The organism is Amphritea balenae, from assembly GCF_003858655.1.
In the GTDB taxonomy this organism is placed as follows: Bacteria; Pseudomonadota; Gammaproteobacteria; order Pseudomonadales; family Balneatricaceae; genus Amphritea; species Amphritea balenae.
In genome coordinates, this window is sequence record NZ_RQXV01000005.1 from 256,914 (window position 1) to 281,908 (window position 24,995).

Here is a 24,995-nt window from a genome sequence, read left to right on the forward strand (position 1 = left end):
TATATTTTTTCATTTATATATTAAAATATTAATTTATTTCATTTATTCAGTCATAAAAAAACGCGCTTAATGCGCGTTTTTATAATCTGGCTATTAGCTACTCTTCGTTATCAAAGCCCACTGATTAAGAGGCCTGATCGGATGCTATACGATTACTTTAATAACCACCGGCAATAGTCCACACCACCACCGTATCACTATCGGTCGGGTTACGCGTCCAGTGGGGTTCGTTGCCAGCAAGACTAAAGCTGTCACCCGCCTGCAAAAGAAAACGCTTATCGCCGATACCCAGTTCCAACGTACCAGACTGAACCAGCCCCGCTTCTTCACCTTTCCTTACCCGGGATTCCTGACTCCCGGCTCCGGGAGCAAAAGTAGTCAGAATCATTTGTAAATGGCCGCTGAGTCGGGGGGATAAAAGTTCTTCACGAATACCTGTGCCGGAAAAATTCAGACTGCGCCGTACATGGCTACGGACAATATGATTAAGCTCATCGGAAGGGACATCACTATCAGCATGAAAAAACCAGCTTATCTGAACCCCAAGCACTTCACTTATCGCCTGCAAAACAGGAATTGGCAGAGAGGATACACCTCGTTCAACCTGGCTGACATAACCAACTGAACGTCCAATTTTCTCTGCCATAACGGTCAGAGTCACCCCTTTAGACTTACGCAGATCTCTGATCTGACGCCCTATGCGCAGATTTTCCTGCTCCATAGAATCTTTTTTTTGCTGGCCCATAAGCACTCCACAGCTTTCAATAGCACATATTGATAACACTAAACATCATAATTATGAAGTTAACATATGAAATTTCATATACTTATATTATTTCATCGGTATTATTCGTGACGTTTTTTATCCGTCCCGGCCTAATGGGTTATCACCATTTCAACCGTTTAAATGCTTAGGTTCAGCAGACATACATCGCTCTAAAGGATAATCAGATCACCACTAAAACATTGAAACTCAACTATAGTTTGAATATTCCGAATTCGTTTAAAGCCCCGTTATACATAGGATTCCGGCTGGCTCCAATGGACCGGAAAAGCTGGTCCTAAAAATAAACAGCCCTTGGGCAGAGTATGTATAGCTATTATCACGCTAAAACTCTGCCCCTATCACAAAGGTGATTTGAAACAGATTACACAGAATAACGTGAGTGATGATAGCTCTGGAATAACGGAACAAGTCAGTTAATTGACAACAGAATTCCGGCCCGGAGCAGATCAGATGCGCTCTGATCAGCATGACTCTCCCACCCTGCAGGTTGGGTGGATCAAAAAACTCAGGAGTTACTTATGAAACATAAGAATAAGATCTATAAAGTACTTTCCCTGACCGCTGGCTTAGTTTTTTCCGCCAGCAGTATGGCCGCTAACTGGAATATCGCCGTAGGCGATGGTGGTGGTAGTGCACAGGAAGCGCTGGGGCTTAAGTTTATTGAGCAGCTGGAAGCGAAAACCGATGGCAAGCACTCTGCCAAACTGTTCCTTAATGGTCAGCTAGGTTCTGAGCAGGACACTGTTAACGACGCAGCTATCGGCACACTGGACTTTTCCATCCTGGCTAGTAACAACCTGGCACCGTTCTCCCCTACGCTGGGTATTCTCTCTCTCCCATATATCTTTGAAAACCTGGATCAGGCAGTTCAAACTGTTGAAGGCCCTATCGCAGCTGAACTGGTTGAGAACACCATCCGTGATTCCGGCGTGCGCATTATCGGCTGGACTTACTCCGGTTTCCGTGTACTGAGTAACTCTAAGCGTCCAATCCAGAAACTGGCAGACCTGGACGGTATCGTGGTGCGTGTTCCTAAGAACGAAATCATGATCGACACCTATAAGTCCTGGGGTAACAACCCAACGCCTATGGCCTGGTCTGAAACCTTCACCGCTCTTCAGCAGGGTGTTGTAGACGGTCAGGATACGCCATACACCACTATCTACGCGATGAAGTTCGGTGAAGTACAGAAGTACATCTCCGACCTGCATTACCTGTTCCTGCTTGAGCCTCTGATTGTGTCTGAATCTGTATACCAGGATCAGAATGAAGCAACCCAGAAAGCGATTCTGGAAGCAGGCAATGAAGCGACTGCTTACAGCCTGCAATGGCTGAAAGATCAGGAAGCTGTGATCAAAGAAGAACTGGTCAACAAGTACGGTATGCAGATCGATACACTGCAGGACGAAGCTGAGTGGGCTAAAAAAGCGCAGGAAGCTGTATGGCCTAAGTTCTACGAGTCTGTTGGCGGCAAAGGCAAAGTCAACGAACTGCTGCGCTCCCTCGGTCGTGATGAAGTTTAAGGTTTAACACTACCTGACTTTATCAAGAAACCTGCCCATACACCCTTAAACAGGTGTATGGGCACACACCGGAGACCGAATCATGGGCAGTAAGTTTATCCATTTTATCGATAATATCGAGAGCTACATCTGTCGCACATTGTTGGCGCTGTTCGTCACCCTGCTGTTTGCTCAGATAGTATCCCGTCAGCTGTTTGGCTACTCCTTTTCCTGGAGTGAAGAACTGTCAGTGTACATGTTTGTATGGTTTGTATTCTTCGGCGCAAGTTATGCTGCCAAGTTGGCTGCACATAACCGGGTAACCTTTCAGTACAAGCTGATGCCATCCTGGTTGCCACCCATTCTGGAGTTTCTCTCCGATATGATTTGGGTAGCGTTTAACTCATATTTTGTTTATCTGTCTTACGATTTCGTTTTCAACAAGATGAATCTGTTCTGGAAGTCCCAGACCCTCGGTATCCCGATGAAGTATATCTACCTCATTCTGCCGATTGCATTCACCCTGATGACGATACGAATTCTTCAGGTTAACTACTACAAGCTGATTAAAGGCATCGATATCCGCGACCCAGACTCCCAGGAAATGGATGAGTTGATGGAACACGATATCGACGAGAACGATAAGAAGAACGCCGCATAATCAGGAGCAGGTCATGGCTGAATCATCCATAGTATTAATATTATTCGGGTCCTTCCTGGTCCTGTTGGTAATGGGCGCGCCCGTTACCGTAGCGCTTGGTGTTGCGGCGCTGTCATCATTCCTTTATCTCGATCAGAACCCGATTAAATTCGTTCAGATCGCCTTTACCTCGGTGGGTTCATTTCCACTGATGGCGCTGCCAGCCTTTATTCTGGCCGGGGCACTGATGGAGGCGGCAGGGATATCCAAACGACTGGTAACCCTGGCGGAAAGTTTCGCCGGCCCGGTAACCGGTGGTATCTCTGCAGCAACCGTACTGGCCTGTATGTTCTTCGGTGCGATCTCCGGCTCAGGCCCGGCAACTACTGCAGCAGTGGGCATGTTGATGATCCCGGCGATGGTTAAACGAGGCTACGATAAGGGCTATGCGTCCGCAATTACCGCATCATCCGGTGGCTTAGGTATCGTTATTCCACCGTCGATCCCGATGGTTATATTTGGTATCTCTGCAATTGGTCTGAGTGTACCGCCAGAAGCGATTGCTGAGCATGGCGAGTTCCAGAGCGTATCCATCACTAAGATGTTTATCGCCGGCGTACTACCGGGTCTGGTTATCTCAATCAGCCTGATGACACTGAACTATATCCGCTGTAAGCGTCTGGGTTATGCCGGCACTGCTGAAGGCTGGGATATCAAGCACATCGCTGAATCTTTCCGCACCGGCTTCTGGTCCGTCATGGCGCCACTGGTTATTCTGGGCGGCATCTACTCGGGCTTCTTTACGCCAACAGAGTCCGCTATCGTCGCGATATTCTACACCTTGTTTGTCGGTGTCTTTATCCACAGAGAGCTAAGCTGGAAAGATCTGTTCCGCTCGCTGGAAACCACTACATGGCTATCCGGTCGGGTATTGCTGATCCTGTTTACTGCGACAGTATTCGGACGTCTACTGGTCGAAAATCAGATTCCGGCTATCGTGGCAGAATCAATGCTGAGCCTGACCGATAACATCTACCTGATCTGGTTCCTGATCATTATCTTCCTGCTCTTCGTTGGCATGTTCATGGAGACGCTGGCAGCAATTATGATCCTGACGCCGGTACTGCTTCCGGTCACCTATAACCTGGGTATTGATCCGGTGCATTTCGGTATCGTGATGGTCTGTAGTCTGTCGATTGGTTTTGCCACCCCGCCATTGGGAGAAAACCTGTTCGTCGCCTCCGGTATATCGAACATATCGTTGGAAGAAGTCACCGTTAAAGCACTGCCATTTGCATTTGTTTCCGCAGCCGCAGTGTTTATTATCGCCTTCTTCCCGGAAATTGCTCTGTTCCTGCCGCGCCAGTTTGGTTACTAGCGTAGCTTAACAAGCGAGCCAGCTATCGAAGCGTTCTATCAAACTAAATGCAGGGCCGGTTTCAAACCGGCCCTGACTATCTGATTACAGGAATTTGATTATGCTACCTGAAGTCCGAAAAATTCTTTACAGCACCGATCTTTCCAAAAGCTCTACCGCTGCTTTCGAGCATGCAACATACATTGCCAAAAAAACCGGCGCTGAAATCCATATTCTGCACGTCGTTGAAAAACTCTCTAATGAAGCAAAGATAACCCTGCAAACTTATGTGATGGATCGCAAGAGTCGCCATGATCTGTTGCAGGAACGGGTACATAACGCAGAATCAAAGCTGCATCAGCGGCAGGATAATTTCTGGGATAGCCTGCATCCTGACGAGGCAGCTGTACGCCAGCAGATAAAATCCATCAATGTCGTTGAAGCCTTCCCGGCAGAGACCATCCTGAAGTATTCAAAAGAGCTGGATGTGGACCTGATTGTGATGGGTACCCACGAAAAAGGCATTATGCATACCTTCCTGGGTAGCGTCGCCAAGAATGTTCTGAACCGGTCTCAGGTACCAATGATGATCATCCCTATCGCGACAAAAGAGGGCTAGCTTCACTTTAAACCAGATTATTAACTACAAAAACGCACCATTGGTGCGTTTTTTTTCGGCCATAAAAACCTCCAACCCCATCACGCGATATTACCCTGCAGAAACAGTCTATTCACAGGCGATTTCTGCAGCATAAAGCCATATCGCAACAAAATACGTCATACACATCCAAACAAAAACCTCAATAAAATCAATAAATTGGCACCATACCTAAGCATGAATATCTGGCCCAAGACCTATCGTTTTACTGGCCCTAATAATGATTTCTACGACGGGCACTATGTAATGAAGCGTAACGAAGGTACCTAACAACAAATATAAATACGCTTGGTATTCCGCTACGGCTGAATACTTACCGATTAAAACTCAGGAGTTACTAATGAACCATAAAAATAAGATCACAACAGTACTATCCCTGACCGCTGGCCTGATGTTCTCTGCCAGTACTCTGGCAGCAAACTGGAATATCGCTGTGGGCGATGGCGGCGGCAGTGCTCAGGAAGCACTGGGTCTTAAGTTTATCGAACAGCTGGAAGCAAACACCGGCAACAAACATTCTGCCAAGCTGTTCCTTAACGGTCAGCTGGGTTCTGAGCAAGACACTGTAAACGATGCTGCCATCGGCACTCTGGACTTCTCAATCCTGGCTAGTAACAACCTGGCACCGTTCTCCCCTACACTGGGTATTCTGTCTCTGCCATACATCTTCGAAAACCTGGAGCAGGCAGTTCAAACAGTTGAAGGTCCTATTGCAGCAGAACTGGTTGAAAACACTATCCGTGACTCAGGTGTTCGCATCATCGGCTGGACTTACTCCGGCTTCCGCGTACTGAGTAACTCCAAGCGTCCAATCCAGAAACTGGCGGATCTTGACGGTGTAGTCGTTCGTGTACCTAAGAACGAAATCATGATCGACACCTACAAGTCATGGGGTAATAATCCAACGCCTATGGCCTGGTCTGAAACCTTTACCGCTCTGCAACAGGGTGTAGTCGACGGGCAAGACACTCCATACACTACTATCTACGCAATGAAGTTCGGTGAAGTTCAGAAGTACATCTCCGACCTGCACTACCTGTTCCTGCTTGAGCCTCTGATTGTATCTGAGTCTGTATTCCAGGATCAGAATGAAGCCACACAGAAAGCTATTCTGGCTGCAGGTGAGTCTGCAACCGATTACAGCCTGAGCTGGTTGAAAGAGAAAGAAACAATCATCAAAGAAGAGCTGGTTAGCAAGTACGGCATGCAGATCGATACGCTGCAGGACGAAGCTGAATGGGCTAAAAAAGCACAAGATGCTGTATGGCCTAAGTTCTACGAGTCTGTTGGCGGAAAAGATAAGGTTAACGCACTGCTGACTTCTCTGGGTCGCGACAAGATCTGATACCGATCTCAATAACTTAACGCTGGTGCTTGCACCGGTTACCAATAAAAAAAGCCCCGACTCAATGAGTCGGGGCTTTTTTTTTACTTCTTGCTGGAGGGGAAGAAGACTTTAAATCGGGGTAACGATTTAGCCGGCAATACCGACAAAATCATAATGAGGTTGCTCAACCGTTTTTTCTTCCGGTTTAGCTACTTCACGCATCATCGGCTCTACCTGTTTAATAGTCACGCGAATAGTATTCGCCTGAGTAGATTCTTTAACAGTTACCGAAGGTTGCACAGCAGCTTGAGCCAACATAATCACACCTCATTTAGTGTCTGATGACCCGGATCAGATATCGATCTTATTGGGCCAGTTCATTTAACTTGATGGTGCCAGTATAAATAAACCACATAGCGTGTAAATGAATATTAAATTAGATTATTATAACCAAATAGAATAATAAGCCTAAGATACTGATTCAAATGACCTTTATTTGAACAAAAAACAAACAATTATTTTATTTATCCCTCAATAAAAGAAGGGGAATGGATCTTTTCTTGGCACTAACCACAGTCACTAGCTGGCGCTTGGGCCTTTCGCTCTGTCTTTTTATAGTGGGTTACAATCTATATATAAGTGACCAGATAATGAAAACTGATATCTGTAGCGCTATCGCTCAAAAAACACATCAACAATGGAACCTGCCCAGCTCATTAGTCGGCGGTGGCCATGACGCCCGCAGCAGCACTAACGGCCTGCTGACTATTTTCTACGGCAACCTGGAAAGAGCCGCACAGTTTGGCTGGCTCAATGCCGGCAGAACTCTGGTTGATAAAACCTACCTGAGTATTCTTTGGCAGGCCGCTGAGCTGAATGCCAACGGATATGATTTTACGAAGATGGCATCAAACCTGGATGCTTTTGTTCGTGCCGAACTAGAACCCCGCTGGCTCGAATTTGAGCAGCTGAGCCATGATGAAAAGCATCTGCTGACCATCGACCTGATCGAGCAGGCCGCCGCTGAGATCTTCGGCAGTGGCTACCATGAACAAAGTGCAGCCTGGCTTATATTTTTTCTCTGTCCGCAACTGCCCGTATTTCCGATAACAGCCGATCTACAGCACAAGGTTTCTAAGCGTCTGCATTGCGAACAACCTGCAGAGGATTATGCCGGCTACCACCAACAATGCCGACAGCTATTTTGTCGGATGCTACCCCATATCCATGACTCTACATTGAAGGCCACTTACGGCAGTGAGCGCGACCGAAACAATGTTAATCAGGTGTTGCGTGGCAGTGACTGGTGGCAGCGGTACTGTTTCATAGAACAATTAAAGAAGTAAGCACACACTACTTCTCTACCCCTTAAATAATAACAATATAAAATTCGCTTACGGAGACTACTATGGCCGGATTATTACCTGATATTGATCCCGATGGACTGCTTGAATATTCAGTGGTGTATACCGACCGGTCGCTAAATCACATGTCGCAGTCATTCCAGACAGTGATGAATGATATATCAGCCACCCTGAAACATGTCTATCAGGCCGATGCAGTAGCGGTGGTTCCGGGAAGTGGTACCTTTGCAATGGAAGCGGTTGCCCGACAGTTTGCCCAAAATGCAAAATGTATGGTGTTGCGGAATGGCTGGTTCAGCTATCGCTGGAGCCAGATACTCAACATGGCAGATCTGCCATCTGAAGAACTGGTACTAAAGGCTCGCCGTACATCACAGGAGCCGGAATCACCTTTTGCTCCGGTACCGGTAAACGAAGTCGTCAGTGCGATAAAAGCAACCCGTCCCGACATCGTCTTCGCCCCCCACGTTGAAACCGCATCGGGTATGATTCTACCTGAGGACTATATTCGTCAGGTAGCCGCCGCCGTGCACGAAGTCGGTGGCATCTTTGTGCTGGACTGCATCGCGTCCGGCACCTTGTGGATAGATATGCAGGACTGCGGTGTGGACATTCTTATCAGCGCACCGCAAAAAGGCTGGAGCGGCTCCCCCTGCTGCGGTCTGGTGATGATGAATCAGCATGTTCGTCAGCTCATCGAAGACACCGAAAGTAACAGCTTCGCCTGCGACCTGAAAAAGTGGCTGCATATTATGGAAGCCTACGAACAGGGCGGCCATGCTTACCACGCGACCATGCCTACCGATAGCCTGACTAAGTTTCGCAATGTCATGCTGGAAACGGAGCAACAGGGTTTCTATAAAGTAAAAGCAGCGCAGCTGGAGCTGGGTCGCAAGGTCAGAGAGATCCTCAGCAAACGGGGCATAACCAGCGTTGCCGCCGAAGGTTTTGAAGCACCCGGCGTTGTTGTCAGCTACACCAGAGATGCAGAGTTCCAAAATGGCCGTAAGTTTCTTAATGAAGGAATGCAGATAGCCGCTGGTGTGCCTTTACAATGTGATGAACCGGATGATTTTCAGACCTTCCGTCTGGGCCTGTTTGGCCTGGAAAAACTGAACAATATCGATCGAACTGTTGCCGAACTTGAGCTGGTACTGTCCAAGTTACTCGATTAATCTGCTCACGCACCCGCACAACATATGAAAAACGCGCCTCTGGCGCGTTTTTTGGTACCTTGAACCATTAACTGAATAAATCAAACTAAGACTACAGCTGATGTACCGGATTGGGATTCCAGATCACCTCATAGCCAATTTTAACCGTATCGGATTCAGGCAGTGTCAGCACTATCGCCCGATGATATATCCGATCCTGATTAGCCGGATGCTGTGGATGACTCTCATTAATAGCATAAGGATGAGCATCTTCAGACGAAGTAACTGTTGCCAGAGCAGACTCTGCCGTCATCGGCTCATATCGCCACCGCAAAACAGAAGTTGTCTCAACTAACTGCCAACCTTGCTGAGCATTGTCAGCAGAAGCAATCACACCGCAACCTAATCCCACTACTGCGGCAATTAATAATGAAAACCTTTTCATTGCCATTTCCTCGGGTACTTTTACCGGTTATACGGAAAACATAGGAAATGGATCTGAAATAAACCTGAAAAACTGTTCGTTTTTTAGACAGAAGTAAACTAACTATAGATGGATTTATTACAAAAAAAGGGCGCAAAAATAGCCATTCCAGCCTTCGTAAAACATATTCGATACCTATGGCGCATTGTTATTTGATTTCAGATCAGCCTATAGTAGGGGCTCATGCGTAGCGAATCTTTTCAGATTGTGGCTTGTTGCGTTTTTATAACGTAAGGAGTTTTATATGAACGCTGTACGTATCTGTTATCAAACCGTTGAGTTTGAAGAAGTCGATATTCACATCCGTAGTCTTCGTGACAAACAACAGTTCTCCGACCCTTTTGGCGAAGCTGAAGCGCTGGGCATTTCATCTGCACAGTGGTCTTTATTCGGAGTTCTCTGGGAGTCGAGCAAAGTACTGGCCAAAGAAATGGAACACTTTAACATCGACGACAAACGCATACTTGAAGTGGGCTGTGGAATTGGCCTGACAAGCTTACTGCTTAACTCGAGACAGGCAGATATAACAGCAACCGACTATCATCCCGAAGCCAGTACTTTCCTGACTGAAAATACCCGCCTGAATAGTGACGAAACTATCCCATTTTTAAGAACAGCCTGGCAGGATGAACATGACGGGCTTGGAACATTTGACCTTATTATCGGTGCTGATCTGTTATACGAAGCTGAACATATAACCTTGCTTTCAGAGTTTATAGACCGGCATACAAATCCACACTGTGAGATTATTCTGGTTGATCCCGGCAGAGGAAATCATGCCCAGTTCAGTAAAGCTATGGTCGAGAAAGGCTATATACACCATCAGCATAAACCTGAGGGCAATGAAGAGTTTAAAGGCATGATTCTGAAGTATAAACGCTAATAATCGGCGCTAAATAAAATCGCTGTTTCGCTACCGTTAGCCACTTCAATCCCCTGGCTTTCGAGGCTGGTATTAGCACCCTTTTAACTATCAAAAATAGCTAAGCAATAACGCTAGAGAGGAAACATATCAGATTGAATGAAACGCTCCTTAAATAAAAATCCCTGTATATAATCCAGTGGAAACTGCTGCACCCTGTCGAGTTCTTGTTCCGTTTCGATCCCCTCCAGAATGCTGATACGCCCGGTTGCTCTGGCAAAACCCAGCAAGTTTTGAAACAGCACCTGATAGTTTTGTTGCCTTAATAAAGACACCCAACGTCGATCAAACTTGAGATAGCCCACGGCAACCAGCAGATCGATCGACAGCATCGATTCACTGGCACCAATATCATCAAGGGCACAGGGGATACCCCGATCCCTTAGCATTAGCAATAACGCCATACTCGCCTTAGAATCCAACAGATCAGTATTTTCTATCAGCTCTACAATCAGGTTCTCCCGCTGTTTTATCAACGCCATCATTGGCTCATGCACTTCTTCCGTCATCGCATGTGGATCCAGATTAATAAACAGGCGAGCGTTGTTTGGAGCAAACCTTATCTGATACTTTTTTAACTGCAGCTCACACCTGCCTAATAATTGTGGATTACTGTGCAACGCCTGAAACACAGACAGCGGAGACACACTCTCATTATTCTTGCGGTAAAACCGGGCCAGCGCTTCATATGCATAAACCTGTTGATCATGAAGACCCACAATCGGTTGATATTCGACAGCACACCGATCGACACCCAGCACCGCCAGAAGATTTGACGATCTTCCATCCTGTAGTATTTCACCCTCATTATTAACCACAGAAAGACTACCCATAATCTATTGCCTCAGTTTAAACATAAGAAACGTGCCACTAAGATGATTTTATATGCGAATAATTCTCATTACAATTAAGTTATGCTGTGCTTTGTCTGTCTTACCGAAAATCCACAATAGGTGCCGGGTTAATATTTGACCGTTCTGTGTCAGACTTATAGTCAGAAACAAACTGATAACCAGACTCAGCCACCTAAGTTCTTATCACCAGCCGCGTGTAAATATCCACCTTTTGGAAACTGAACTGCTGATCATGACTACCCGTTAAAACAGCCCAAACAGAATAAGGCCCCCAGATGACTATCAAAAACTCACCAGGAAGTCTGGAATCTCTGGTATTCGATAACCGTTTTATCAGGGAGATGCCGGCTGACTCAGAGACCACTAACTACTGTCGACAAGTAACCGGCGCCTGTTACTCCAGGGTCCAGCCTGCGTCCCTGAATAAACCTGAACTGGTGGCTTGTGCCAGGGAAGTTGCAGAACTACTGGGCCTGGATGAAGCCGCTTGCCATACCGATAGCTTCACCGATGTTTTTTCAGGTAATCAGTTACTCCCCGATATGGACCCCTATGCTCTGTGTTACGGTGGCCATCAGTTTGGTAACTGGGCCGGGCAGCTGGGTGATGGCCGGGCCATTAATCTGGGAGAAGTGATTAATCAAGAAGGCCAGCGCTTTACCCTGCAACTGAAAGGTGCGGGTAAAACGCCTTACTCCCGTTCGGCTGACGGGCTGGCAGTATTACGCTCCTCAGTGCGGGAGTTTCTTTGCAGTGAAGCGATGTATCATCTAGGTGTACCGACAACCCGCGCACTGAGTTTAATCCTGTCCGGTGAACAGGTGATGCGAGACATGTTCTACGATGGCAACGCCAAACCTGAACCCGGCGCGATTGTCTGCCGCGTGGCCCCCTCATTCACCCGCTTTGGCAGCTTTCAGATTTTTGCCGCCCGGGGTGAAAATGAGCTGTTAAAACAACTGGCCGATTACACCATTAAAACCGACTTCCCCCACCTTCTCCCGGATGCTGGCGAACCGGATAAAGCGGTCTATCTGGCCTGGTTTAATGAGATCTGCCGTACCACCGCCGAGATGGTTGTTCACTGGACCCGGGGCGGCTTTGTCCACGGCGTAATGAATACCGACAACATGTCGATCCTGGGCCTGACAATCGACTACGGCCCCTACGGCTGGCTGGAAGACTTTGACCCCGACTGGACCCCAAACACCACCGATGCCCAGGGACGTCGCTATCGCTTTGGCAATCAGGCCAAAGTAGCCCAATGGAACCTGTTTCAACTGGCCAATGCGATCTATTCGCTGGTCGATGAGGCAGAACCTCTGCAACAGGCTTTAAGTGACTACGGCCATACCTATGAACAGCTGAGTCAGCGCATGATGGCCGATAAGTTAGGTCTGAACCAGTACCAGCCAGATACCGACGATGAACTCTGTGCAGAGCTAGAAGCGATACTGCAACTGGTCGAAACGGATATGACTCTCTTCTATCGCCAACTGGCCAGCATTGAGCTGGATAAAAACCAGCCCCCAGAGGATCGTACAGCAGCATTACAGGCGGCCTACTATCAACCGGAGCAACTAACTGAGGATTATCAAAACCGGCTCAACAGCTGGCTGGATAGCTATCAGAAGCGAGTTCAACAGGATGGCACCGCCGACCGCGAACGACGCACTAGGATGAATAAAGTCAATCCAAAATATGTGCTGCGCAACTACCTTGCACAACTGGCAATAGATAAGTCCGAACAGGGTGACCACTCATTAGTGAGTGAGCTGTTAGAGGTGCTGCGCCATCCCTACGATGAACAACCGGATAAACAACAGTTCGCTGAGAAACGCCCGGAATGGGCCCGCTCCCGAGCCGGTTGTTCTATGCTGTCCTGTAGTTCCTGAGTCTCAGTGGTCAGTTGAATCTTCTTGCTGCAACAGATCAACATAAGCTTCATAACTGGCATAAGCGGTAACCGGCAGAACGACCACCAGCAACGGCAGGGCCAGCATCAGGGTGGAAAGCATCAATAACGCCAGCGACAGTGCCCAGCGAAACATCAGTAGTTTATGGCGCCACACGGTCGCAACGCTGGTAAATACTGCGGCGACAAAGGTCATCTTCTGATGCATGATCAGCGGGATAGAAAATGCCCCCACCATAAAGCCCATCTGGGCGATTACAAAGCCCATCAGGCCTGTGAACATTAAGTAAGAAAACAAGCTTTCCCGCAATACCGGGTCGGCCAGCAGTTCGGCATTAATCGGTACCGCTTTAACACCGAAGTACATACCGTAGATAACCATCGCATCGGTCACCCAGATCAGGTAACAGACACAGAGCACAAAGGTTAAAAAGAAGATGCCAGGTGTCGTCTCTCTGACACCTTTTAACAGATCCATAAAGCCCGGCTGTTCACCCTCGTGCAACATACGACCGACACGCTGAAAACCGGTTACCAGTAGTGGCGCGACCACCATAAAGCCCGCAATAAAGGGATAAAGCACCAGCCCCAGATCCAGTTGCAGTAGCTGCCAGTACGCCAATAACGATATCACCAGGAATATCGAGCTGAACATCACACTGATCTTCCAGGTGCGGGTAAAATCCTGCCAGCCACGGCTAAGCCATAGCTTCACACCGGGTTCTATTGCTTGTTTGGTTTGTTCAGTCATGATCCGTCACTCTGCGTTTATAATAACCCATCACATAAGGTAACAACCCTTACCGGTTAATACATTGATCAAAGATCAAATAGTTCCCTGTAAAAGATTCAATTCTGACTATATGCTCAGCACCTTACCACCGACCTTTCCTTTAGACACAGTACATAAAACCAGCTCTGTCTCACTACTCCCTGATGCCACGACAACCTCACCATCAGAACCCCATACCCGGCTTTTTCCACATGATACCCAGCCACCGGTTTCGCCTGAATAGTTTGCCATCAAAACAGGAAAACCATTCTCCAAAGCACGACTCTGCAACAGCTGACTATCGACGGCAAAACCGTTCTCAGAAATCAGCACACTGCAAAGATACGCATCTGCACCTGCCGCTTTTGCTTTTGCTGCGTGATCCCGATCACAGAAATCTGCGCATATTGCCAACGCGATCTGTTGCCCTTTATGGCTGATATCATAGTTTTCGGTTCCGGTAATAAAGTGATCGGACTCACCGGGATGAAGGTGTTGCTTACGATAAAGGTCGGTTTTACCCGAAGGATAGGAGATCAGTGCCCCGATATATGGCCGTGTCTCATCACTTTTCAGAGGGCAGCCACTAATCACAATAACGCCCTTTTTTTTAGCTGCTTCTGAAAGAAGCATTACAGGATCAGCATCAATTTTTATAGCGAGATCACTCGCTAATTCAGGCTCATAGCCGGTCAAAGACAGCTCTGGAAAAACGACAACATCCGCTCCGCTCTCAGCTGCAAGCGCGACATGTTCCAGATGTTTTTTCAAATTATGATCGATGCGACCTTTTACAGCCTGATACTGCACTAAAGCAATAATAACGTCGCTATTGTTCACTCAATGTCCTTAACGGGTTTAATGATTCAGTTGAGATGCAAAAGCCAGGCATAAGACAGGTATTCCTATCGACTTTAATCATTCTGTTTATTTTCCAAGTGTATAAACGTTTTTACCGTTAATCAGAGAATGCTCCAGTTGATGGACCTTCACAACAGCGTTGAACGGTAAAGAAGGAATATTTACTAAGGGCTGCCTCCAGACTTCCTGAGCCGCAGGCTCGGTCCACTCAATGTGCTCCGTAAAACCGGACACATCAATTTCCAGCACTAAAGGCCGTTCTTCTGGTTCGAAATATGCGGCAGCAACAGATTCCACTGCCTCAATAACGTTTAAATGAATACGATCCGCTTTATTATCGTTGCCACAGCGGGGTATTGTTTGAGTTTTTTGGGCTGCGATCCATGCTTCTTCCGTAATGACCCTATAAAGACTACTCATTGCCCCTCCCCTTATCTAAACATTCTCAATCAGAAGAATTGGCCAAGCATTAGCCTCATCAATGATTAATAGTTTGATGGTGCAGGAAAAGCGACAGATAAACAATTGAGAGAAAGTCCTGAATCCAGTCCCTTACGATGGCTCGGATGCAGAAATAAAAGTGAAGATACATAAGAAGGCTTTTATAGTTTTTCCAGCCACTAACGAGTCGGCACTGGCAGACCGCTACCATTGAGTATTCTAGCAAACTGAGCTTGCTCAGTGATCTAGAATCAGCTTGCCAATGCCCCCAAGAAGAGTCTTACGCCTCTTCTTTTACGCTGCGACCTCTTCGCACTTCAGCAGATGGCAACGGGCTTCCAGTTGTTCCTGATCCAGGGAAAACAAGGTATCCAGAATATGCATATGCAGACTACCCGGGCCATTGGCTCGCTGTGCCGCAATTTCAGCGGCAACCGATATAGCCAACAACGCCTGCACAGTGGCATCAAAGGCACGCCGGTTTACCGACAGGAAAGTCGCCACAAAAGCGGTAGCCGCACAGCCCATCGCGGATACGCGGGTTTGCATCAGATGACCATTAGCAATCATCAGTGCCTTGCTACCATCGGTGACAATATCAGCCTCGCCGGTCTGAGCAACCACCGCGCCGGTTTGTTGTGCCAGTAGCCAGGCAGCTTCCGGAGTGTTCTGACCTAACAAAGCTTTAATCTCAGCACTGTTACCCCGAATCACCGTCGGCTTCAGCTCGAGTAATTCACGGGCATAATCACAGCGGGTATCCGATGCATGTACCGAAACAGGATCCAGCACCCAGGGACGCTGATAATCCAGCGCCGTTTCAATAGCTGGCCGGATAGCCGCTTTACGCGCGCTATCCAGGGTACCAATATTGATACTCAGGCTGTCACAACTGGCCACAAACTCACGAATTTCATCAACACCCATGGTCAGTGACGGTCGGGCACCCACCGCAAGTAGCATGTCCGAGGTAAAGTCCATTGCTACCGTATTCGTTATGCACTGTATTCGCGGTTTCTGTTTGGCAATCATCGCCAGCATCGCCGCACAGGACCGGGCATAATCAATATTACTTTGGGATTCGATATCAAATACTTTAAACGTAGCGGACATAAGTCACCTCCGAATCGATATCTCAGGCAGTCACTGGCTGCGGCTGATCAATTTCAACGTTTTTAATAGCTACCACAAGCTGAGTCCGGTTCTCGATCTCCAGCTTGCGCAGGATATTAGACATGTGGGTTTTGATAGTGTGTTCAGTTAGCTCCATCTCAGACGCGATCTGCTTATTCCGCAAACCGGTTCGTACAAAACGAAGCACATTGTTTTCCTGATTAGAAAGTCTTCGCAGCGCATAACCCAGGCGGGTTTCCTGATCCAACCAGGGCTCTACGTTATCCTGTTCATAACGCCAGGAACGACCTTCCAGCACGGTTTTTATCGCCTGCTGCAGCTCTTCAAGGGATGCGGTCTTTGCGACAGCCCCCCGGGCGCCGTTGAACAACATACGCCGCATCAGTGCCAGATCTTTATTATCAGATACCATGAGAATACGATCACTGCGCTCGGCCGCCAGAGACTTCAGTTTCTCTAAGCTATCCAGACCCGGCAGGCAGGCATCAATAATCAGCATTGCTGAATCCTGCCGCGCCATCAATGCCTGCTGCAGGCTGGCAAACTGATTAAAAGACTCAACGACAGTAGTAATACCCATCTGCTTTAACAGTTGCTCTATACCTGAACAGTACAGCGGTGACGAATCGGCAATATAGATTTTCATAGTCACGATTCAGGCAAGTTCGCGCTGTAAGCGCTGACGCTCTTCATCGGTGTACTGCACATAGCCAACCGGAATATGGTCGTTGATCGCATCACGTACAGATTGCGCATCTTCGGCAGAAAAGCCACCGCACATCTCGATCAGCTGAATGCCTTTAGTGATCATCTCCTGCGCAACCATCTGCGCCTGAGCAACATCGGCTACACCGGCAATCGACATATCAAAATTATCACTGTGCAGACGGGCATGGTGTTTGAACATTTCTAGGTCTGCGCTTTTAACGATAAAGCCGTAACGGTTTAAAGCCATCACTTGCCTCCGGATCTGGTTATTTTTATTTCGGTGCTATGACTTATTAAAGACCGGATACTGTAATCTGATTAGAGCCAGAATTTTTAAGACTTTAGGACCAAAGATAAAAACAAGATCGCCATACAGAGCAGGGATTGCCAGACGCGACGACGTGCCAGTTAGCGGTTAGATGGCAAACTAAGTTTACCTTGCCAGATAAAACGGAGATGAAAGTCGAAAACCTGTCAGGCTTTTTGTACTATAAGGTACAGATGCACTTCGGGGCGCTGGTCGTATTCCAGGTGGCGGCATATACAACCGGACGCGGCTATTACTTCCAGTAACTTTGGTACACCTAAAGCGGAATAATAAACTTCAGGGCCCATAAAATCGTCAACCTGATCGCTGGGTTCATCCAGGCCTCCGGCAGAAAAAATACAGACGCCTCCGGGAGCCAGGGCGGCGAAAATCTTTTCTAATACCCTTTCGTGACGATCAAGGGGAACATGCCAGATACTGTCCCAGGCGGTAATAAAATCGTACTGCTTTAGCGGCTGCCAGTCGCAAATATCATCCTGATAAAAAGTCACATCAGGATGCCCTTTTCTGGCCCGGCTAATCATCTCACCTGATATATCGAGGCCTTCAGGTGCAAAGCCTTTTCCTAACAGAAGATCGATAAAACGGCCATTCCAGCCACAGCCCACATCCAGTGCGGCGCCGCGTTTGTCGGTAAACCCAATGGCCCGCTCATGCTGAGCTATACCATTGTTATTATTGAATGTTTGCTTATCCCACAGATCAGCGATCTGATTGTAAGCCTGGCCTATCTGTTCAGGTTTCATTCTTTATTCGCCACCAGCAGACCGACACCAGCACTGGCTAATAAACCCGCGCAACAGCGGTTAAACAGCCTGCGCATATCCGGCCTGGAAAACCAGTTGCGTAAATACACACCGCAACATCCGTAACCTGCAATAGCGACCCATTCAAGCAACAGGAATACCCCACCCAACAGGAAGAACTGAAAACCGATTGGCTGGCCCGGATCAACAAACTGGGGCAGAAAAGCGGTAAAAATCAGGATCGCTTTCGGATTACCAATCGCCAGTAAAAACTCTTGTTTAGCCAAATTCAGGGCTGACATCTCAGCCCCTGAACTGGCAACCTCTTCAGCAGGCGTAGCTCGCCATAGCTGATACGCCAGCCAGAACAGATAACCCGCCCCCAGTACTTTTATAACAAAGAACAACTGCTCAGACGCGTACAGAATACTAGCCAGACCTGAAGCAGCCAATGCGATCATCATAGCAAAGGCTGTCAGCCGGCCAATGCCAGCCAGACAGGCCGTTTTAAGCCCATAACGCTTAGCATTACTCATCGCCAACAGGTTATTTGGACCCGGTGACAGATTCAATGCAAAGCATGCAGGCACAAACAATATAAGCGTGACCAGTTCCATTCCCTATAACCTTCAGGCCTGTTTTTTAAGCTTGTTTTGCATCAGCCACAACAGGGCTTTTGCAATTGGATAGGCGGACAAGGCGTATCACCGTACGAGCAGAACACGCAGCAATCGCCCGGTTTTAGCTTCAGCAACAACTCACATCCCTTGCACTCATAATAAAACTGGCACGAATCCTCGGGCATATGTTCCACTTCTACATGCCCGCACTCCGGACAGGTAATAGTGGAATCAAGTTTTAGCTTCATACTCCTTCACCTTGTTTATCTCACTATCGCGGGTCAAAAGCATAGCGTTGTATAAAGTACCGGCTTCGTACTGTGATCTAGCCTCAGGACCAGGTAAACAATATAACCTACGGCTCCATCATTTAATAATTGAAACACCTGCCACTTCTTCAACGGTTTTTGCGTCTGCCCGTTCGATAACTTTCAATAATGTCGTTTGGATAACTTCATCCTTTCTGGCATCACCTTCACTGGAAAATCGTTGTTCCTGAGCGACTGCGCCTTCTTCTGCAATAAAGCCCATAACGACTTCTGATGCACAACTTTCTGATTCACCAAAATAGGCCAGTGAAATTTTAGGATAACCCTGAAATCCCTTTTTAACTCGCTTTGCTATACGTTTTGTCGATTTATCCAAATTCATAACAGATATCCAGAATGAATATTACACCGCACTCGGCGGTACATGTGTTTGTCAGCAGTATCGGGTTGCAGCGAATACCGCTCTATAGATTAAGTGCACTGCGTAAACGTTGCGTAAGCTGCTTTGGCTGAGCGTTAGTCAGAGACACCGAGTCACAGTTTTGAAAATGACAGAATTTTTTAATGGCGTCTACAAACGCTGCTATAAGCCTGTCTTCATCAAAGCTCTTTTCGTTAAAACGAGCACCATTAATAAAACGCTGCTCAAAATGTAAAAGTTTAATCTCTAAATGACCGGTTTTTCGGTGAGCTTTACAGTCCATCCGTCCTATAAATTCATCACGATAAAGTAGCGGTAGGCAAAAATAACCATACTGACGTTTGGCTTCGGGTACATAGCACTCAATCTGATAGTCATATCTGAATAGCGTTTTGAGCCGATCACGCTGAATCACACTGTTATCGAATGGCGAAAGAATCAACATACGGCTGCTTAATCGGGGAAGTGGACGTTCGAATGCACCGGCTTCCATTATAAACAGTTCTCCACTGCTCATCACCACCTGCTCTAATGCACCCTGAGCTAACCTTTCATTCACCAGGATTTTAACCGCTTTACGAAGTTCAGCATTACGACGCAGGTAGGTTATGCCTTTGAGAGAAGTAACTCCATGGCAGCGTAACTGCTGGTCTAACATGTACGCAGCAAACTCCTCTACTGAAGGCAGGTTTGTATTAACATCAGGTGACAACACCCGCTCAGCAAGGTCGTATGTTTTCTGGAACCCCACCCGGTCACTAACCATCAGGTCGCCTTCCATATACAGTTGCTCGAGCGCCTTTTTAGCCGGTTTCCAATCCCACCAGCCAGCCTTTATTGTAGTGCTAGTCTCTATATCTCTGGATCGTATCGGACCATCGGAACGTACACGGGCTAGCAATTCACCCATAAGCTTCTTATCAGGATTTTTATACCAATGGGTCTGGCCGTTCTTAATAGCGTATTTGTAGGGTAAGGAGAAGCGAAAATCAGCGATTGGCAAAAAAGCGGCGGCATGTGACCAGTACTCAAAGATATCGCCATCGAGCAACATCTGATTAGTCATAACTGGCTTGAAACCCGGCACTCTGGAGTGCAAAACATGATGGTGTGCCCGCTCCACCACTGAAATGGTATCGATCTGCACATAACCTATGTTTTCAATCGCCTTACGTGCTCCCGCCAAACCACGCCCATAGGGCTGCGACTGCAGTAAACCTTGGGCAGTCAAGGCAAGGCGACGTAAGCGCGCAAGCTCTTGAGGACGTTTCAATTCAATCAAAGCTATATCAACCTAAAGTCGTATCTAACCTTCACCAGTTTTGCTTTGCAATGCATCCCGCTCCTCCAGCCCCAGTCGCCGATGCCAGTCCGCTAATGACTCTTGTGGATATTGCTTAAAAAAGTTGTCTTTTGAATCCTCTTGAACGGCTACCCAGCCAGCCTTTGAGTCTAACATCATGTGTGAACGTTCAGGAGGAACAGGCAGATCGGTATCAATCGCCGAGGCAAATGGATGTACCAGCTCCGGCCATCTCGGATCCCATACCCAGAGCGCGCTGCCGCATTTTTGACAAAAATGCCTTCGCGCGGGACTCGCCTTATCCTCTCCGGTTTCAGGGTCTTTAACTGTCGCCTGATAGACACTGATATTGTCTTCGCCATCAATCTTCAGCGTCTTGTAGTCCGCCCCCAGATTAATCGCATAACCGCCACCACCTGCGGTTTTACGGCAGATAGAGCAGTAGCATTGGTTGAATGGATAGGGATGGGGTGAATAAACAGTAAAGTGGACACTACCACAATGACAGGTACCTTCGAGTTGCATAACTTAGCCTCTGATTGCGGTGAATACTGAACATTTTCAATTAAATTTATCTATTTGGAAAGTCTGTTAAACAGCACCTGCCTGACGGATTTCGGCTTTCACATGCACATCGCTGCTGCCTTGTTTCCTCAACCACAAACTCACGGATAAGCGGATTATTTTCTGCCTCAGCTCTGGTCACGCCATAACAATAGCAAACCAGCGCATCATTCGATGCTTCCTTGATTCCGACCCGGGTTCGTAGCTCAGCTTTTTTTATAACCGAATTATCCTGACCAAAGTACACGACCTCACAGCCGGGATCGGAGCAGAAGTAATAACCCTGATCTTTTGATTGCCATAACCAGGGCGTTTTCAAGTGATGCTTAATCGTTGCAGGAGAGACCTGACTAAATTCTTTACCATTCACCGGGCAACTGTGTTTTTTTGGAAAAGAACCGGTTGTAGCAGCACTGGAACAGCAATCAGACATAGTCTTTCCTCGGTTGTACTAATACTCTATTCGAAGGAGTCCAGATCAATTTTATATTGATCAACAACCTGCTGCGCCTGAAGCCGTTTCTGCCCTGCCGCGACAGCCATTACTTTTGCTAAAACTTCAGATACTTCGCCCTTCTTTACGCCAGCTTTTTTAGCCTGGTTAAGGTAGTACTTAGTACAAGGCTGGCAGTTCATGCCCATGGCGGCGGCCAATCCAACTAAGACTTCGGTTTTCTGATCTAAAAATTCATTCGTATGGGTCGACTCATAGAATGCGCCATAAAGTTCTTTATGATGCTTACTCAACATGCCATATCTCCTTAAGTGTTCTGTTCCTGGATAGGGATTCCTACTTATTGAGTATCCGGGTGTTATATTCAGGATCAAATGCACTGATTTTCAATGCATTTTTAACTATGTTGGCCACAGCATCACGATCGCCTTCATCAACATACAGAATACTGCCGTCTACTGACTGAACCTGCAATTTCCGGTTTGGCTTTCCTTTAAGCCACTCAATGAATATCAGCGCAAGATTTTCGATCATCTCTTCAATCTGAGCATCAGTGTTATCAACACTGAGCACTTCAACCGTCACATCGGTAGCAACGACAAACTTACGTGTTACCGGAAGCGTTCGATATTCAATGTCTCGCTGTTCAAGCAACTTAATAAGGCTATTCTCAGGATCAAAAAGCGTTAGTTCAAATAAGGTACTTTTATTCATTCATATGACCCTGCAACAAGATAGTTAAGGCCCTGAATAGTGAGGAGCCTTGGGTATTTAAGCGCATCGGGTAATTCCCAAATATAGCATCAGTCTAACCTAGCTGATTCAAACGGGCAGGGGCAATACCCATGTATATGCTCTCCGCTAGTCGGATGTTCAAAATAAAGGTCACTTGCATGCAGCAGTAAACGATCAGCCATCTGTTCACTACTCTCACTTTTATACAGATCGCAGCCAAGAATAGGATAGCCAAATGTCTGGCTGTGAATTCTCAACTGATGAGTACGCCCCGTATGAGGCGTAAATTGAACCAGACTCCGGCGCGGTTGCTCTAGCCGCTGTAATACCTGGTATTCACTTATCGCCGCTTTGCCTGTGCTATGGCAAATTTTAACCAGTGGGAAACAGTCTTTATCCTTAGCGATGGCTGCGCTTATCTGCCCCTGATCATCGGTCACCCAGCCTTCCAGCATGGCGATATAACGCTTTTTAACTGTACGCGCCTGAAACTGCTTGTTGAGATGTTTCGACGAAGCGGCATTTAACCCCACCACCATAATACCCGAGGTACCAAAATCTAATCGATGGGGTAATTTTGCCTCTGGAAATGCAGGGTTCACCCCCTCCTGGCCATGAACCAGCCTATAATGAACCGAGTCCCGGTTAAGCGGATTTTTACCCGATAAACTAAGCAAGCCACTGGGCTTGTTAATCAACAGGATATCGCTGTCTTGATATAAAATTTCGACTGGATCATTACAGGCCGGCGCAACAAAATCATCAAAGGAGGTCAGTAATGTCGTATCGGTTTCAGGCATTTAAGAGTCTCTGTAATAGATATAAAGAACGCCTGACGAATAGATCAACTGGAGCGCAGTGCAAAAAGCTCCAACCACAAGCGTTCATTGAGTGGCTAATTATCTGTCCGTTTAGATATAGCAGTGAAAATTGAGTTTGTTTCCATCCAGATCTCTGAAATAGCCAACATAAAAGTTTTTACCTTTAAGATACGGACCACCTTCACTTGTAGCACCCAGCTCTAGTGCTTTTGCGTGCAGTTTATCCACACTTGTCTGGCTGGAAGTGGTCAAAGCAACCATTACGCCATTGCCAACCGTTGCTTCAGTTTCATCGAAGGGCTTAGTCACGGTAAACAGAGGCTTTCCTTCACAAAAGCTCCACGCGCTCAATCGATCTGTATCAAATGCTTTTGCTGCCCCCATCTCATGAAAAATAGCATCGTAAAATGAGGTCGCTCTCTCTAAGTTATTTGTACCTATGGTGATATAACCTATCATACCTTTCCTATTCTCTGATGTTTGAATCGCTGCTCTTGCACCTAAAGACTGCTTACACTTTTTAAGTACGTCCCCAAAAGTAATTAACCTTTCATGCCCTTTTTTATAACTTGGATGACACTACGATCATCACTTCCTTTTGCAACTTAAATAGCAAATCCATAAAGAGAAGAAAAAGAGCAAACAACAACCCATTTCCAGTCTTCAGGATTATCTTTAACAGTACGACGAAATTGAACTACTTTTTCTAAACTATCAATGGCGTGACTTTCAGTATCGAATCTTGCCTACCTTTCTGACATCGCTGAACTTACTATACGCATAACACCCCAATAACGGGCAAATAATACTTGGCTAAAATAGTGAACGCAGTGAACAAAAGCCAAGCTGCTATTTGTCCACTTTAATTAGCTTGTTATTCGGTTAATACGCTCTGACTTGGAAATGAAATTTCCATAACCAAACAATCTTCCTCACAAATGAATGGGCCATGAACTTCACCAGGTGGGCGACTAGCAAAGTGTCCAGCTTCTAGCCATTGCTGAAAAGCCACATCATAAAGTCGACCTGAAATAATAAATATTTCCTCAGGGTAGTCGTGAGATTTACCACCAAATGCCTCTGTATCAGCACCGGCTTTAAAGCGAGTAAGACGAGTGTAATCACCTGTCGTTTCATCAAGAGCGAGTGTTAACTGCTCCAGCATTCCTGAGCTACCTTCAATTGGCTCCCAGTTGCTGTTATTTTCTTCCGCAAGGACGTTCCAATATGTTGCTGTACTTTTTGACACTACGACCCCTTTACCACATAACGCCTCAAGAAGAGGCGCGCTTTAGCGCGTCCTTCTTGCTTGATTTGTTAAGTTCTAATTCCATTGGTTGATATTTTAAACCGGATTTTTCATCAGGCTCGCCAGTACAAGCAAAGCCATACTTAAGATAAGCTGACACCGAATTAAGCGATGCACTAACCGTGATGGTTTTAGTCCTGGCATATGCCATCACTTCTGAAATCAGTTCGTTTCCTATGCCTTTATTTTGTGACTCTGGATCTACGAACAGCATAGCTACATGGCGGCCTTCCTTTAACTCAATGACACCTTGTACCGTTCCAGCCTCCTCGAAGACCAGAACTGTATTGTCGCCCTTGATCCGATTTGAAAAGCTATCTGTCGCTGCAATTTCTCGAAACATATCAATTCCTTCATTTGAAAGACCCGGTGCGACAGAATGCATGAAAGCTTTCATACATATAAAGCTGACTCTAGCTAAATCCTGCTGTTCAATCTTTCTTACGAGCACCTATAACTCCAAAGAAACTTAACATCTAACACCGTTCGAGGAACGCAACGACGATCAACTGTTATTACTTGCTTAATCAGATATAGAAACCTAC

32 protein-coding genes are annotated in these 24,995 nt (G+C 46.8%); 9 read left to right on the forward strand and 23 right to left on the reverse strand.

Translation table 11 applies throughout. The features are described 5' to 3' along the window. Positions 1–157 precede the first annotated feature (157 nt). Positions 158–745, reverse strand: coding sequence for a helix-turn-helix domain-containing protein (locus EHS89_RS10880; RefSeq protein WP_124926176.1), 588 nt, complete (start codon positions 743–745; stop codon positions 158–160). Positions 746–1,305: 560 nt separating this feature from the next. Between EHS89_RS10880 and EHS89_RS10885 the strand changes: the two genes are divergently transcribed. From EHS89_RS10885 to EHS89_RS10905, 5 genes are all read left to right on the forward strand, one after another. Continuing rightward, positions 1,306–2,310, forward strand: coding sequence for a TRAP transporter substrate-binding protein (locus tag EHS89_RS10885; RefSeq protein ID WP_124926177.1), 1,005 nt, complete (start codon positions 1,306–1,308; stop codon positions 2,308–2,310). A gap of 82 nt (positions 2,311–2,392) precedes the next feature. Next, a complete protein-coding gene (locus tag EHS89_RS10890) occupies positions 2,393–2,950 on the forward strand; it encodes a TRAP transporter small permease (protein WP_124926178.1) in 558 nt (185 codons plus the stop codon). Positions 2,951–2,963: 13 nt separating this feature from the next. Then, positions 2,964–4,307, forward strand: coding sequence for a TRAP transporter large permease (locus EHS89_RS10895; RefSeq protein WP_124926179.1), 1,344 nt, complete (start codon positions 2,964–2,966; stop codon positions 4,305–4,307). A gap of 100 nt (positions 4,308–4,407) precedes the next feature. After that, complete coding sequence (locus EHS89_RS10900; RefSeq protein WP_124926180.1) at positions 4,408–4,905, forward strand: universal stress protein; 498 nt, start codon at positions 4,408–4,410, stop codon at positions 4,903–4,905. A 379-nt stretch (positions 4,906–5,284) separates the two neighbouring features. After that, positions 5,285–6,289: a TRAP transporter substrate-binding protein gene (locus EHS89_RS10905; protein WP_124926181.1), complete on the forward strand. Its 1,005-nt coding sequence runs from the start codon at positions 5,285–5,287 to the stop codon at positions 6,287–6,289. 129 nt (positions 6,290–6,418) lie between these two features. On the opposite strand, the gene EHS89_RS21115 is transcribed toward EHS89_RS10905, so the two are convergent. Beyond that, complete coding sequence (locus tag EHS89_RS21115; protein ID WP_170167481.1) at positions 6,419–6,589, reverse strand: hypothetical protein; 171 nt, start codon at positions 6,587–6,589, stop codon at positions 6,419–6,421. A 332-nt stretch (positions 6,590–6,921) separates the two neighbouring features. Between EHS89_RS21115 and EHS89_RS10910 the strand changes: the two genes are divergently transcribed. Both EHS89_RS10910 and EHS89_RS10915 read left to right on the forward strand, forming a co-directional pair. Continuing rightward, positions 6,922–7,617 carry a hypothetical protein gene (locus EHS89_RS10910; protein ID WP_124926182.1) on the forward strand — a complete coding sequence of 232 codons (696 nt, stop codon included), beginning with the start codon at positions 6,922–6,924 and terminating at the stop codon, positions 7,615–7,617. Positions 7,618–7,679: 62 nt separating this feature from the next. Continuing rightward, a complete protein-coding gene (locus EHS89_RS10915) occupies positions 7,680–8,810 on the forward strand; it encodes an aminotransferase class V-fold PLP-dependent enzyme (RefSeq protein WP_124926183.1) in 1,131 nt (376 codons plus the stop codon). Positions 8,811–8,901: 91 nt separating this feature from the next. Here the strand turns inward: EHS89_RS10915 and EHS89_RS10920 are convergent, their stop codons facing one another. Beyond that, positions 8,902–9,234 (reverse strand): hypothetical protein, encoded by a 333-nt coding sequence (locus EHS89_RS10920; protein WP_124926184.1) that lies wholly within the window; start codon positions 9,232–9,234, stop codon positions 8,902–8,904. 283 nt (positions 9,235–9,517) lie between these two features. Here EHS89_RS10920 and EHS89_RS10925 point away from each other — a divergent pair, with 283 nt between their 5' ends. Beyond that, the gene (locus EHS89_RS10925; RefSeq protein WP_124926185.1) at positions 9,518–10,156 is read left to right on the forward strand and encodes a class I SAM-dependent methyltransferase; all 639 of its coding nucleotides are present in this window, start codon (positions 9,518–9,520) and stop codon (positions 10,154–10,156) included. A gap of 113 nt (positions 10,157–10,269) precedes the next feature. On the opposite strand, the gene EHS89_RS10930 is transcribed toward EHS89_RS10925, so the two are convergent. Further along, a complete protein-coding gene (locus tag EHS89_RS10930; protein WP_124926186.1) occupies positions 10,270–11,028 on the reverse strand; it encodes an EAL domain-containing protein in 759 nt (252 codons plus the stop codon). Positions 11,029–11,324: 296 nt separating this feature from the next. Here EHS89_RS10930 and EHS89_RS10935 point away from each other — a divergent pair, with 296 nt between their 5' ends. After that, entirely contained in the window at positions 11,325–12,944 is a 1,620-nt protein-coding gene (locus tag EHS89_RS10935) for a protein adenylyltransferase SelO (protein WP_124926187.1), read from the forward strand. Between the two features lie 3 nt (positions 12,945–12,947). On the opposite strand, the gene EHS89_RS10940 is transcribed toward EHS89_RS10935, so the two are convergent. From EHS89_RS10940 to EHS89_RS11030, 19 genes are all read right to left on the reverse strand, one after another. Further along, positions 12,948–13,715 (reverse strand): DUF2189 domain-containing protein, encoded by a 768-nt coding sequence (locus EHS89_RS10940; RefSeq protein ID WP_124926188.1) that lies wholly within the window; start codon positions 13,713–13,715, stop codon positions 12,948–12,950. 108 nt (positions 13,716–13,823) lie between these two features. Then, the gene (locus EHS89_RS10945; RefSeq protein ID WP_124926189.1) at positions 13,824–14,576 is read right to left on the reverse strand and encodes a carbon-nitrogen hydrolase family protein; all 753 of its coding nucleotides are present in this window, start codon (positions 14,574–14,576) and stop codon (positions 13,824–13,826) included. An 87-nt stretch (positions 14,577–14,663) separates the two neighbouring features. After that, the gene (locus EHS89_RS10950; protein WP_124926190.1) at positions 14,664–15,017 is read right to left on the reverse strand and encodes a DUF952 domain-containing protein; all 354 of its coding nucleotides are present in this window, start codon (positions 15,015–15,017) and stop codon (positions 14,664–14,666) included. Positions 15,018–15,332: 315 nt separating this feature from the next. Then, a complete protein-coding gene (gene thiM, locus EHS89_RS10955) occupies positions 15,333–16,151 on the reverse strand; it encodes a hydroxyethylthiazole kinase (protein WP_124926191.1) in 819 nt (272 codons plus the stop codon). A 22-nt stretch (positions 16,152–16,173) separates the two neighbouring features. After that, a complete protein-coding gene (locus EHS89_RS10960) occupies positions 16,174–16,818 on the reverse strand; it encodes a LuxR C-terminal-related transcriptional regulator (RefSeq protein ID WP_124926192.1) in 645 nt (214 codons plus the stop codon). 9 nt (positions 16,819–16,827) lie between these two features. Further along, positions 16,828–17,127, reverse strand: a complete 300-nt coding sequence (locus EHS89_RS10965; RefSeq protein WP_124926193.1) for a DUF6506 family protein — start codon at positions 17,125–17,127, stop codon at positions 16,828–16,830. 227 nt (positions 17,128–17,354) lie between these two features. Continuing rightward, a complete protein-coding gene (locus EHS89_RS10970) occupies positions 17,355–17,954 on the reverse strand; it encodes a class I SAM-dependent methyltransferase (RefSeq protein ID WP_124926194.1) in 600 nt (199 codons plus the stop codon). Next, positions 17,951–18,571 (reverse strand): LysE family translocator, encoded by a 621-nt coding sequence (locus tag EHS89_RS10975; RefSeq protein ID WP_124926195.1) that lies wholly within the window; start codon positions 18,569–18,571, stop codon positions 17,951–17,953. Before EHS89_RS10975 ends, EHS89_RS10970 begins: the two co-directional genes overlap by 4 nt. Before the next feature lie 41 nt (positions 18,572–18,612). Continuing rightward, the gene (locus EHS89_RS21500) at positions 18,613–18,822 is read right to left on the reverse strand and encodes a GDCCVxC domain-containing (seleno)protein (protein ID WP_124926196.1); all 210 of its coding nucleotides are present in this window, start codon (positions 18,820–18,822) and stop codon (positions 18,613–18,615) included. Between the two features lie 118 nt (positions 18,823–18,940). Further along, positions 18,941–19,225 (reverse strand): hypothetical protein, encoded by a 285-nt coding sequence (locus EHS89_RS10985; protein WP_124926197.1) that lies wholly within the window; start codon positions 19,223–19,225, stop codon positions 18,941–18,943. 82 nt (positions 19,226–19,307) lie between these two features. Then, the gene (locus tag EHS89_RS10990; RefSeq protein WP_124926198.1) at positions 19,308–20,546 is read right to left on the reverse strand and encodes a winged helix-turn-helix domain-containing protein; all 1,239 of its coding nucleotides are present in this window, start codon (positions 20,544–20,546) and stop codon (positions 19,308–19,310) included. A gap of 24 nt (positions 20,547–20,570) precedes the next feature. Continuing rightward, positions 20,571–21,092 (reverse strand): GFA family protein, encoded by a 522-nt coding sequence (locus EHS89_RS10995; protein ID WP_124926199.1) that lies wholly within the window; start codon positions 21,090–21,092, stop codon positions 20,571–20,573. 46 nt (positions 21,093–21,138) lie between these two features. Continuing rightward, complete coding sequence (locus tag EHS89_RS21505; protein WP_124926200.1) at positions 21,139–21,564, reverse strand: putative iron-sulfur cluster-binding metallochaperone; 426 nt, start codon at positions 21,562–21,564, stop codon at positions 21,139–21,141. 26 nt (positions 21,565–21,590) lie between these two features. Then, positions 21,591–21,881, reverse strand: coding sequence for a carboxymuconolactone decarboxylase family protein (locus EHS89_RS11005; RefSeq protein WP_124926201.1), 291 nt, complete (start codon positions 21,879–21,881; stop codon positions 21,591–21,593). A gap of 40 nt (positions 21,882–21,921) precedes the next feature. Further along, positions 21,922–22,299 carry a hypothetical protein gene (locus EHS89_RS11010; protein WP_124926202.1) on the reverse strand — a complete coding sequence of 126 codons (378 nt, stop codon included), beginning with the start codon at positions 22,297–22,299 and terminating at the stop codon, positions 21,922–21,924. 89 nt (positions 22,300–22,388) lie between these two features. Further along, positions 22,389–23,120, reverse strand: a complete 732-nt coding sequence (locus EHS89_RS11015; RefSeq protein ID WP_124926203.1) for an RluA family pseudouridine synthase — start codon at positions 23,118–23,120, stop codon at positions 22,389–22,391. A 111-nt stretch (positions 23,121–23,231) separates the two neighbouring features. Next, positions 23,232–23,600, reverse strand: coding sequence for a VOC family protein (locus tag EHS89_RS11020; RefSeq protein WP_124926204.1), 369 nt, complete (start codon positions 23,598–23,600; stop codon positions 23,232–23,234). Between the two features lie 415 nt (positions 23,601–24,015). Next, positions 24,016–24,390 (reverse strand): cupin domain-containing protein, encoded by a 375-nt coding sequence (locus EHS89_RS11025; RefSeq protein WP_124926205.1) that lies wholly within the window; start codon positions 24,388–24,390, stop codon positions 24,016–24,018. A gap of 25 nt (positions 24,391–24,415) precedes the next feature. Beyond that, positions 24,416–24,901: a GNAT family N-acetyltransferase gene (locus EHS89_RS11030; protein ID WP_211340321.1), complete on the reverse strand. Its 486-nt coding sequence runs from the start codon at positions 24,899–24,901 to the stop codon at positions 24,416–24,418. Positions 24,902–24,995 lie beyond the last annotated feature (94 nt).